The sequence below is a fragment of the Streptomyces sp. M2CJ-2 genome (genome assembly GCF_016757295.1).
GTDB lineage: Bacteria > Actinomycetota > Actinomycetes > Streptomycetales > Streptomycetaceae > Streptomyces.
The window spans coordinates 1-10,558 of the sequence record NZ_JAESIF010000120.1 but is presented as its reverse complement, the minus strand read 5'-3'; the positions used below and the strand labels follow the sequence as shown (position 1 = coordinate 10,558).

General features: G+C 73.8%; 9 protein-coding genes and 4 pseudogenes. 7 read left to right on the top strand and 6 right to left on the bottom strand.

From position 1 onward, the window contains the following. Positions 1-2,125, bottom strand: a pseudogene (locus JL475_RS36730) (cation-translocating P-type ATPase); the annotation flags it as partial. Positions 2,126-3,069: 944 nt separating this feature from the next. On the opposite strand from JL475_RS36730, the gene JL475_RS36725 reads away from it, so the two are divergent. Beyond that, entirely contained in the window at positions 3,070-3,705 is a 636-nt protein-coding gene (locus tag JL475_RS36725; RefSeq protein ID WP_202282524.1) for a hypothetical protein, read from the top strand. Positions 3,706-4,198: 493 nt separating this feature from the next. Then, positions 4,199-4,420 (top strand): three-helix bundle dimerization domain-containing protein, encoded by a 222-nt coding sequence (locus JL475_RS36715; protein WP_202282522.1) that lies wholly within the window; start codon positions 4,199-4,201, stop codon positions 4,418-4,420. Between the two features lie 750 nt (positions 4,421-5,170). Here the strand turns inward: JL475_RS36715 and JL475_RS36710 are convergent. Then, a pseudogene (locus JL475_RS36710) lies at positions 5,171-5,527 on the bottom strand (IS6 family transposase); the annotation flags it as partial. A 56-nt stretch (positions 5,528-5,583) separates the two neighbouring features. Here JL475_RS36710 and JL475_RS40880 point away from each other — a divergent pair. The 5 genes and pseudogenes from JL475_RS40880 (at position 5,584) to JL475_RS41370 (ending at position 8,264) form a co-directional block, all read left to right on the top strand. Then, positions 5,584-5,796, top strand: a complete 213-nt coding sequence (locus tag JL475_RS40880) for a hypothetical protein (RefSeq protein WP_237409318.1) — start codon at positions 5,584-5,586, stop codon at positions 5,794-5,796. Positions 5,797-6,120: 324 nt separating this feature from the next. Beyond that, entirely contained in the window at positions 6,121-6,252 is a 132-nt protein-coding gene (locus JL475_RS41380) for a hypothetical protein (protein WP_272933026.1), read from the top strand. A 117-nt stretch (positions 6,253-6,369) separates the two neighbouring features. Further along, entirely contained in the window at positions 6,370-6,834 is a 465-nt protein-coding gene (locus tag JL475_RS36700) for a hypothetical protein (RefSeq protein ID WP_202282521.1), read from the top strand. 847 nt (positions 6,835-7,681) lie between these two features. Further along, a pseudogene (locus tag JL475_RS41615) lies at positions 7,682-7,873 on the top strand (cadmium transporter); the annotation flags it as partial. Positions 7,874-7,991: 118 nt separating this feature from the next. Next, entirely contained in the window at positions 7,992-8,264 is a 273-nt protein-coding gene (locus JL475_RS41370) for a cadmium resistance transporter (protein ID WP_272933027.1), read from the top strand. A gap of 583 nt (positions 8,265-8,847) precedes the next feature. Here the strand turns inward: JL475_RS41370 and JL475_RS36690 are convergent. The 4 genes and pseudogenes from JL475_RS36690 to JL475_RS36675 all read right to left on the bottom strand — a co-directional run. Beyond that, positions 8,848-9,156, bottom strand: a complete 309-nt coding sequence (locus JL475_RS36690) for a hypothetical protein (RefSeq protein ID WP_202282520.1) — start codon at positions 9,154-9,156, stop codon at positions 8,848-8,850. Positions 9,157-9,700: 544 nt separating this feature from the next. After that, on the bottom strand, positions 9,701-9,832 hold the full coding sequence (locus JL475_RS36685; RefSeq protein ID WP_237409316.1) for a terminal protein: 132 nt from the start codon (positions 9,830-9,832) through the stop codon (positions 9,701-9,703). Positions 9,833-9,992: 160 nt separating this feature from the next. Continuing rightward, complete coding sequence (locus tag JL475_RS36680; protein ID WP_202282519.1) at positions 9,993-10,199, bottom strand: hypothetical protein; 207 nt, start codon at positions 10,197-10,199, stop codon at positions 9,993-9,995. 202 nt (positions 10,200-10,401) lie between these two features. Further along, a pseudogene (locus JL475_RS36675) lies at positions 10,402-10,558 on the bottom strand (MerR family transcriptional regulator); the annotation flags it as partial.

Here is a 10,558-nt window from a genome sequence, read left to right as displayed (position 1 = left end):
CGGCGCGTACGGCTCGGGGGATCGCGCCGCCCGGGGGACACCCGGGGCGGGCGGCCGGCCGCCGGGCAGGCCGTTCGCCGGCCGGGCTCTCGCCGAGGCCGCCCAGCAGGCCGAGCGTCTCCCGGGCCCCGAGGGCGTGCCAGGCGTGGCGGACGCGGGGCGCTGGCAGGGGCCGGCGCGCCAGGCGGCGAGCCGCTGCCATGCCACCCAGCTGGGCGAGGAACGCCGCGCCGTAGACCGGTGAGTGGGTCAGCCCGGCCGTCTTCCGGCGGGTGCCGGCGGCCGCGATCAGAGCTCCGAGCGTGGAGCCGCCGTAGGACAGGCGGGCGGACTTGCCGCTGACCCGGCGCGCCTCGTCCAGGGCGGTCAGGATGCGCCAGGTGTGCGCCAGGCCGGGACCGCAGAGAAGATCCGCGGCCCAGCACACCCCGTCGGCGGTGCCGGGTTTCGGCACCACGGTGACACCGACGTCCGCGGCGGCCAGGGCGGCGTCCTGGGCAGCGGAGACCAGCAGGACCACATGCCCGTCGGCCTGGAGGCGCCGCACCTCCTGGGACAGCGGTGCGGACGCGGGCAGGGTCCGGTCGGCTCGGGGCAGCAGTTCGGCGGTGCTCGCGTGCTCGGTGAGCCGCAGGGGGCGGGTGCCGGTGCGGGCCGCGGCCAGCACGGCGTCGGCCAGCGGGTCGAGGTCGCAGCCGGCCAGGATCCGGCCCCGGCGCACGCCGTCGGTATCGCGCAGGTCGAGCAGCAGTCCCGCAGGGGCGTCCGGCCTCCCTCGCGGCGCGTCCGCGGGGCGTTCCAGCCGCCACCCGTCCCGGATCCACGGACCCGGGCCCCACAGTTCGCGCAGGGGCCGGCCGGCCAGCACCGACTGCCCGGCATCCCACAGGCCGGCCTCGTCCACGTCGTCGGTGGCGGTCACCGACAGCAGCCGGGGGCGGGGGGCGCACAGGACAGCCGAATCGATCAGGACGGTCGAGACCCGGTCCAGCAGCCGCAGGGCGGCCCCGTCCATCGGCAGCACGCCGTCGCGGGCCAGATCGCGGCCCAGGCGGGCACAGAACGCCTCCCGGCCCATGTCCGCGGCCTTCGGCACGGTCGCCAGGATCGCCTGCGCGGCCTGCTCGGAGCTGTGCGTCCACCCCAGCACCCCTCCCGCGCCCAGCAGCCCCGCCAGCGAGGTCCGCTCCCCGCACGTCTCCACCGGGCCGGCCGGCAGCGGCGCCGGCCGGGGCAGCCGCTCGGGCGGGTGGTGCCCAGGCCCTTCCCCGGCCCCCACCAGCTCCCTCTCCCGCAGATCCCATACGGTCCGCCGACTGCGGATCTCGGAGAGCTGCCACACGCGCTGCAGCGCGTCCAGCGCCAGCGGCGCCACCCCCTCCGTCAGGGAGTGCACGACCGCGTTGGCCACCGCCAGCACCGTCTCGGCGTGCGCCCGGCCGAGCCGGTCCTCGATCAGCCGGCGCAGCCGCGGCTGGGTCTGCGCCACCACCACGGGCAACCGCAATACCGCGGAGGGCGCCGGCAGCGGCGTCACCCGTCCGGTCGCGGCCACCACGATCCCCAGGCAGTCCGCCACCAGCGACACCCCGGCCAGCACCACCGGCGTCGAGTCGAACGGCGGACACGGGCGGCTGCCCGAGAACGGCTCCCCGGCGCTGCCCTGCGCCTCCTCCACCCGCTCGACCAGCTCCAGCAGCCTGTCCAGGTCGAGGCCGTCCTCATCGCCGTCGACCACCACCAGCCCCAGCGCCGCGTTCACCTCCGCCCAGCGCACACCCGCCGCGCCGCGCAGCACGGCGGTCACCTCGTGCGCCAGCCGCCCGTGCCGCTTCCCGTGCCCGCTCAACCCGCGCACCTCGAGGTACGCCCTGCCGTCACGGGACCACACCCGCCGCCGCGCGCGTCCCTCACCGGCGTCCACCAGCACGGCGGCCACCTCCGCAAGAGGCGTGGAGAAGCCGTGGAACGCACCGCTCACCATGTGCCGGCCCCGGCAGGCCACGCCGTCCAGAACGGCCCACGCCTCACCGGCCAGTGATGCCGCCGTGTCCAGGGCCGTGCCGAGCACCCCAGGTACCGGCCAGGACGACGGGGAAGGGAACACACCACTGCTCGGCAGCACCGGCAACTCCTCGGGCAAGGGACAGGGGCGGCATGAGCCGACGGGAAAGCCGCCCGGCGGTGCCCTTGGGCAGGTACCGGCCTGCCGGCGGCAGGCCGAAGCATCAGAGCACGACATTCACAAACAACCCACTTCCCACGCAAGCCGGACAAGCCGCCTGAGGCATTGCGTACACCCGCATAGCGGCGTTCGTCCCACACCACCCCGAGGCCGGACAGACCACAGAACCGCAGCCCCTGCAAGCACGGCCCGCACACCTTCACCCGGTGGTGGTGCTGCGGGACTCGGGAGGCCGGGCCCGGACCGGCTCGGCGGCGCCTGCCCGCAGAGCGGCGAGGCGTTGATGGCGATTCTTGAAAACGGCCAGGCATACTCGTCGCCCCACTTGCTCCGGTCTTCAACCGTGTGGGGAGTTGGGGCGAGCGAGGCGAGCCGGGGCCGCCCGCTCGTGGAGTGTGCGGGCCGTGCCGGCCGGTCAAGGGCGCCTGCGGCGGCGCTACGCGCTGGCCTTCGGCCACCCTGGACAGTCCGTCCCGTCCCTGGACCTGGCCGGCTGTCGGGCGGCCCCTCCCTTGTGGCACCCGTCCGCAGGTCAGGTGCCCTGTGGGTGGGGAGATCCACTGAGCAGGTGTGGGGTCACCCCCGAGCAGGGGTGGCCGCTTTCAAAGAGCGCCATCAGCGCGATCGCGTCGGGTCCGGCAGCGACTTCCCGCTGTCGCTCGTCGGCTCCGCGTCGTTGTCGGCCGCCTCGCCGTGCCGCCCTGTCCGAGGACCGTCCGGCGCATCGAGCAGCGCCCTGCCGCACGGCACGTCCGCCTGACCGACCCCGTACCCCGTCTGCCGCGCGGCGCGAATCGGCGCACCGCCAGCGGGTACAGGGGTGGACAGGCAGGTGTCGAGGAGCAATGACGCCGCCGGAACGGGACAATGCGATGTCACCCGAGGTGAGGACTCCCGAATGGTCGCCGGCCTCCTTCCTCGCGGGGCGGCTGATCGAAGCGGTCCCGCGGATCCCGGTCCGCGATCTGAACACGCTGCGTCGGCAGTTCCCCGGCCTGGGTTCGGAGGAGATCGCCGACCACCTGGTCACCGGGGCGGTACGGGGCACCGAGGCCGTCGGAGCGGGCGTCGGGTCCGCTGCGGCGCTGCCCACGCCCCCGGCCATGCCCGCGGAGCTGGCCGCGGGCATCCTCGGAACGGCATCCGTCGAATTCAAGCTCATCGCCGAACTGCACGAGGTGTACGGGCTGCGGGCCCCTGGCACCGCACGACAGCGTGCCGCGCTGTATCTCGCGGAATGGACCGAGGGACGCGGCCTGAACGTCACAAAACCGGCCTCCGCCGTCAGTCTCATGCTCAGCGTCCGGGTGAGAAGGGAACTGCGCCGACGGCTCCTGCGGCTCACCGTCCGCCGGATCCCCATGCTGATGCCCTTCATGGTCGGCGCGGCCATCGGCGCCTCACTGAACCGCTACGACACCCAAAGGCTCGCCCAGCGCATTCGTGCGGACCTGCGCGCCCGTCAGGTGCCCCGGGAATCCCCGCCCGCCGAGCGGGAATCCCCGGATGATGAGTCCTGAGCCCGTGGCAAGCGCCGGCAGCCCCGCCGAGGCCCGGCGGCACAGAGGCGAACCGGGTCAGGATGCACCCGTGAACGCGGCGTGACGCGCCATGGAACAGCTGCGGACCCGGCCCGGCCGGACGCCGGCCCCCGCCGGCCGGGGCACCGGGCAGGCACTGCGCCACGCCGAATGCAAGATCGTGCACTTTCCTTCCGGACGGGACGCGGACCTGCTCCTCACCGGCCGGGTGATCCGGACTCCCGGTGAACAGCTGGGCGCTCGACCGCGATCCGGCTGCTGCCGCAGCCGCAAGGGGTGACCGTTCCCCTGGATTACGACTGCGCCGCCGACACCCTGCCGGGCCACCCTGCCGGGCCTGGTCAGCCTGGCGCTTCGGGACCCCGCCGGGCGGCACGGGCGCGTCCGCACCGCCGCCGTGCCACCCCCACCGCGTAACATTCCCGGACAGAAACGATCAACATCCTCAGTGACCTGTGCGGGGAGGAAGCCGTTGCCCGGGGATTCACGGGAGACCGCAGCCGTCCGGGAGGTCACCGAACGGCTGAAGTCCGCTTACGCCGGCCGTCGCACGGCACAGGAGATCGAGGCCGCCGTCGGGGAGGCGTACCACCACCTGCGGGACAGGCCCGTGCGGGATTTCGTCCCCGTCCTGGTGGAACGCCGAGCCCGCCGCACCCTGGCCGACCGCCCCGGTCCGAGCGAAACGGACTGAGCGGGCGGTCACCTCTGGGACGGCATCTCGCCGAGGAGAATCGCTCCACGCGGATTCTGGTCATCACCGCCGGTTCCCGGGGAGACGTCGCGCCCTGCACGGGACTGGGGCGGCGGCTGCCGGACGCGGGCCGGCAGGTCGCCGCGGCCGTTCATCCGTCCTTTGCCGCACTCGCCGGCGGGTGCAATCTCGCCCCCCGGCCGGTGCCGGAAGACCCGCAGGGGCTGCTCCGGGACCGGGCCCGGGCGACGTCGCCAGAGGCGGCCCGGGCGCTGACGAGGGCGCACGCGGACGGGGCGGGAGGCCGTGGCGGGCGGAGCCGACCTGCTGCTCACCGCCTTCGGCCCGGCACCACTCAGCCGGACGGCCGGTGAAGCGCCCGGCGCCCCCGTCACCGGCACCCACCGCACACCGTCCTTCGGCACCGGACGGTTCCCGCTGCCCCACGCACGGAACACCGACGGCCCGGGACCGGAGGGCAACCTCGCCGCGGGCCGGGATGCGCTGCGGCGCGCGGAAGGGCTCTTCGCGAACGCCGTGACCCGGCCGCGGGCCCGCCTCGACCTGCCCGCCGGCCGGCCGGCGCTGGCACGTCGTGGAGCGTATGCGTGCCCGACGGGGCGTCGGATGCGGTGGGACCGGGTTCCGGCTTTCGTGCTCAGGCCACGGCGGGCCGGCCGCGCCGCCGGTGACCCGATCCCGGATAGCGAAGCGGACGGTCATCTCGGCGCGGTAGTCGGGGGCGGTCACCCGCCGGGCCGCAGCGGTGTCCCTTCGGCCCTGGACCAGGAGGTCGGGCACGTTGCCGTCCTGGTCGACGGCCCGCCACCGGTACTGCCGCACACCGTTGATCTTGACGAACACTTCGTCGAGGTGCCACCTGTCGCCGGGCCGGGGCCGTCGACGGCGCAGTCCGTCGGCGCAGGCCTGACCGAACGTGGCGCACCAGCGGCGCGCGGTCTCGTGGGAGACAAGGACGCCGCGCTGGAGCATGAGCTCTTCGACCTCGCGGAAGCTGGGTGGGAAGCGGTGGTACAGCCGCACGCAGTGGGAGATCACCTCGATCGGGTACCGGTGCCTCTGGTACGACGGCGGCGCGCTGTCCACGGACGGTCCCCCTCCACCATGACCAACCCGAAGATCATCCCAGGCTGTCAGCCACCGTGACAGCCCCCACGGACATGCTGCCCGCCATGGCCATCGCCGCCCGGCCGCCCGCCGACCACCCCGACCGGCTGCTCGCGGAGGGCCCGGAGGCCTCGCTCGGCAAGGCCCTGATCCGCCACATCCGGCCGCGGCCGCGGCCGCCTGGATCGTCGCCCGGGCCACCGGCACCCGGGGGCGCGCCGACACGGTCGCCCTGGTCGCCCTGGTGACCTCCCAGCTGTTCCAGACGCTCCAGGACGCGGGCCGTGATCCGGTGGTGGCCGCGGCCGCGGTGGGGTCCCTGGTGGTGCTGGGCGTGGTGGTGGGCGTGCCGGGACTCAGCCACTTCTTCGGCAGCCGGCCCCTGGGCCCCGCGGCCTGGACGATCGCGCCGGCGTCGGCGGCGGGCTCGGTGCCGGTGCCCCTCACGGTCCGGGGCGCCGCCGGTACGCTGAAAAAAGTTCACCTGCAGAACCCCCGTGTGCAGCCTGCTGGACGACCTCGCAGCGGACAAAGGAGTCGTCCCCGGCACGACACACGAAAGGCGGCGGACCATGCCGCACATCTTCACCACGGTCCTGACCCAGGTGGCGGTCGCCCTGCTCGAGGCCGCCGTGGTCCGGCTGGCCGTCCGGCTCTGGAAGGCCTTCGGCGCGAGCGGGCGCCCGGCGGCCGCACCCGCCTGAGCAGCCCCGGACCAGCCTGCCCGAATTGTCCGTTCAGATGGGTTTATTCGCGTGCATCGATGAAACACGGTCAGGGAAACCCCTCGCCACTCATGCCGCACGGCAGGAGAGGAAGAGATGACTTCCCCAGGTCCACAGACCCAGCCACCGCAGCAGCCGGCCCCGCCACAGGCCGGGACCCCGACCGCGGAGACCCGCCCCCCGGAACCACAGCAGGCCCCGGCGGAGCGCCCGGAGGAGAAGCGGACGGGCGGCAGGGTGCTGCAATTCCGTACCGCGCACGCCCGGGTTCCGATCCCCTACGTGACCCCGGGCGACATGTTCTCCACCGCCCGCCCGGCCACGTCCATCCTCCCCTCGCCCCGCAGGCTGGCCTTCTACGGCCTCCTCGGCGCCATGGCCGTGGTCGAGGCCGTGGAGTGGCCGATCGCGGTCGCCGTCGGCGCCGCCACCGAAGTGATCACCCGTGAGCAGGCCGCACGCCAGCGCGCCGAGCGGGACCGCGCCGAGCGCGACCAGGGCCGGCAGGTCGCCACCGAGCGGACAGAGCCCGGGGGGCCCGCGCAGCCGGCGATGGCATGACACGTCCCCTGCCCGGCAGCACGCACCGCACCGAGCAGGTAGCCGACAGATCAATGCCAAGGCACACGGCCAGTCACGTTGCGAGTCAAGCCATCGCCCGGAGCGGCACCCGATCATCCTCACAGTCACGTTGTCACAGGCCACCACTGACACCATCGCCACTGGATCCGGGCCCGAGGCCTAGGCGGGGCAGCCTGCGTTCACACGGGCGGTCAAGGGGTCCGGCCCGGGAAAGCGGCGGTGGTCAAGGGGTGATCGCCTGGGAAAACGAGGTGCCGGTGAGCAACCTGGCCCAGGCGCCGCTGGTGGCGGTCAGGAAGACCGGCACGGCACCCGCCGGGTCTCGACGGCAGCGCGGCAGGAGCCGAGGCGCCTTCAACCGCCGACGGATGGTGGCTGCTTCGCCCGGCGCCCGTCAGCGACGCGGCGACCGCGGCCGGGAACCAGCCGGCAGGGCGCTCTCCAAGGCGCCTCAACCGTGCCCGGACGTGAGGAAGGAACACAGGTCAGCGCGCTGGTCAAGGGGGCCGGCCACACCGCCTGCTTCCCACAGCGCCCTCTGCGGCAGTCCGCCTCGAGGAACCGCCGGCCTGCCGCACCCGCCGCCTGGTCACCGTCGTCGTCCCGGACCGAGGCTGCCCTACGACCTGCATCAGGGTCGCCCGTCCGGCACTGGCCCGGCTGTCCCGTGACAGTGGACCCTGAGTGCTTGCCGGGGAGTGTGACCGACCGCGGTTTCGTGACAGCGGACCTTGAGCGCGATGTTCCTCGCGGCTTTCGCACTGTGGCGTGCTGCCTCCCGTAGGGTCACCGCGTCGTTGCGGTACGAGCGGAGCGAGCTGGTCACGTGCACCTGGGCATCCTCGGGCAGGCGGTCGGCCTGTTCGCCGTCACCAACCTCGACGACCTCCTGCTTTTGTCCGTGCTCTTCGCCCGGGGCGCCAAACACCGCGGCGCGGCCCGCCGCATCGTGCTCGGCCAGTACCTCGGGTTCGCCGCCATCCTCGCCGCCGCGCTCAGCGGGACCCTCCTGCCCGCGGCGGTCATCGCCTACCTCGGCCTCCTGCCGCTCGCCCTCGGCCTCAGGGCGGCCCGGCAGGCCTGGCAAAACCACCGGGACGAGGCCGACCGCGCCGGGCAGGGGGCCGGGCCCGGGCCTGCTGGAGGTCGTCCTCCTCACCGTCGCCAAGGGCGGCGACAACCTCGGCGTCTATGCGCCCGTCTTCGCCACCGCCGGCCCCGGCGCCGTGAGCGCCTACGCCGTCGTCTTCCTCGTCCTGCTCGCGGGGTGGTGCTGTGCGGGCCGGTTCCTCGCCACCCGCCCGGCCGTCGCCCAGGCCTTCGGCCGCTGGGGCGACCTCCTGCTCCCGGTGGTCCTCATCGCGATCGGCTTGTTCCTCCTCGTCGAGGGGGGCGCCTTCGGGCTCTGAGCCGGCGTCGGCCGCTCAGACTTCGACGGCCCCGGCTCAGCCTCCGCTGTCCCAGGACATCGGCGCCTGACCTGTGCGGTCAAGGTCTCGTTACCGGCCCGGCCGGCACCGGCCACTCCCCTCAAAGACCCCTTCGGCCAGTACCGGCCCGGTTTCGCCGGGCCCGGCGCCCTGCTCCGGGCCGGGCATCGCCGCCGCCCAGACCACCGCCGGGTGCTCACCGAAGTTCACCGCCTCGCACACGCGCGCCACGCGCGCACCCTGGTCCGGGTCGGAGCAGCCGGCCAAGGCGGTGAAGAAGATCCGGCGGCGGGAAACCTCAAGCCAGCACCCCAACTCGTGAAGAGGCCGAACCCACCGCAGTGCTCAACCGCCTCCCGCACTGCTGTCGAAGTACCGCCCCTTCTCCGCGCGTCCGTTGACAGTCCCGAAACCGAGAGATCGCACCGAAGAGCCCGCGACCACCGCGGCCGAGGAGACCGGGACCGAAGAACCCGCCACAGAGGAGCAGGAGAATGGCTGTGCGCGCTGACCGTCGCGCCCGGCCACGACGGCGGCCTCGGACGCGGGCTCGAAAAGCCCCTCATGTGCAATCGCCGGTGTCCAGCGCGCTGCCCGTCCGCCCTGGCCGCGCATCCCGCCGCGCGAGGGGCGCAGGCCCGGACGCCTGCAGCACCGCCGGTGCCACCGTGGACGGGTCTCCGCCGGCCACCCACCGGAAGCGGGCCACCCGCAGCAGGTCGTCGACGCTCTCCCGTACGAACCCGTCCACGATGCCCAGACCGCGCGGGCGTTCCCGCAGCACCACCGCGCCCGGCTCGTCATCCTCCGCGATCTGCTGGCAGTCCCCCGAGTCGGGACACCCCGTGAACTCGTACACCCATCGGCCCATGCCGGTCATCCTGGCGGGCACCACGAGCACCCCACCGAGCAGGCACGCAGGCTGTGCAGTGGAGTCGCCCGAAGGGATCAGGGGCGCTGCTGATCAGACAATTGCGCGGTGGGGGTCCGGGAGCCGGTCGCCGGCCGGCCCGAGTCCGCTTTCTGGCGCGGTACGTCCGCCCCGGCGTCGACGCGGTCGCCGCCCGCGGCGCCGCCCCCGGCCCGGCCGCCCGCCGGAGGGGCCGACCGCGGTCTACCTCAACCAGTCCTTGACGGACGCCCCACGTGCGAATTTGCACCGGAAGGACACGCCGCGACCTGCAGCAACCTCACGAGCCGTCACCGCAAAAACCGCACCCCGATGTCACCACCACCCCACACCGCACGGCGAACCCCCAGCTCACCGCCCTGACACCAGCGCTGGAGGGCACTGGTGTCACCACTACAGAAACCGGTGACATGGAGATGCAGATTCGCATCCTGCGCCGGTAGTCCGTCGTTAAATCTCACATAAGTTCTTCCGCCGGGGTGCCAGCAGGGCCCCGGCGTTTGCCCTACAACTCGAACTCCAGGTGCTCCACGTCGGTGAACTCCGCCGCCAGGCCGTGGGCGCGCCGGCCGCCGTCGCGGAAGGACACCGCACCCGGGCCCTCGGCGGCGATGCCGCGCAGCACAGCTGTGAGCATGAGCCGTGGATAGCGGCCCCCGACGGGGCGCGATCAGCTGTTTCCCGGTGTGCCGCCCGTGGGTGCACTGGTCGTACCGGCACAGGCGCGGCGCCCTTCTCCTGCACGCGTCGCGGTCGCATGTGGCCCTGTGCTCGGCGCCGGACCGTGATGGACGGGGTCACCTCTCGTCCGGCCACCCCCGCAACACCGCTCCGGCCTCCTCATCGACCAGGATGACCCGAGCGTCCGGCAGCGCACCGTACACGCCGACCCAGACGACGAACTTGTCGCGGGCTGTGGCCTCACTCCCCCACCAGCCGTGCATCGCCGGACGGCCCGCCGCGATCAGGGCCAGGTGATAGCGCCGGTCGGAACCGGGGCTCATCCCACCAGCCTCCGTCCGGCGTGTCGCCGCGCAGCGGCAGGCCCGCCATGACAGCACTCGCCCACAGGCCCGCGATGACGTCCGCCACGGCCAGGCCGTGGTAGCACAGGTCGACCCGGCCGGGGCCGGCCCCCGGGGCCGTCGACGGCCCCTTTCCGGGCGGCAGCCGCGAAGCTCCTGGGGGGTGCGGATCTCCGCCGTCTCAGGCCCCGGCCGATGGATTGGACGATCCGCCGGCTCGGCGGTATGCGGCGTTGAGGCGCTGGGCTTCCTCGAGCTGGTCCTCGAGGATGACGATGCGGCAGGCGGCCTCGATGGCGGTGCCCTGGTCGACGAGTTCCCGGGCGCGGGCGGCGATG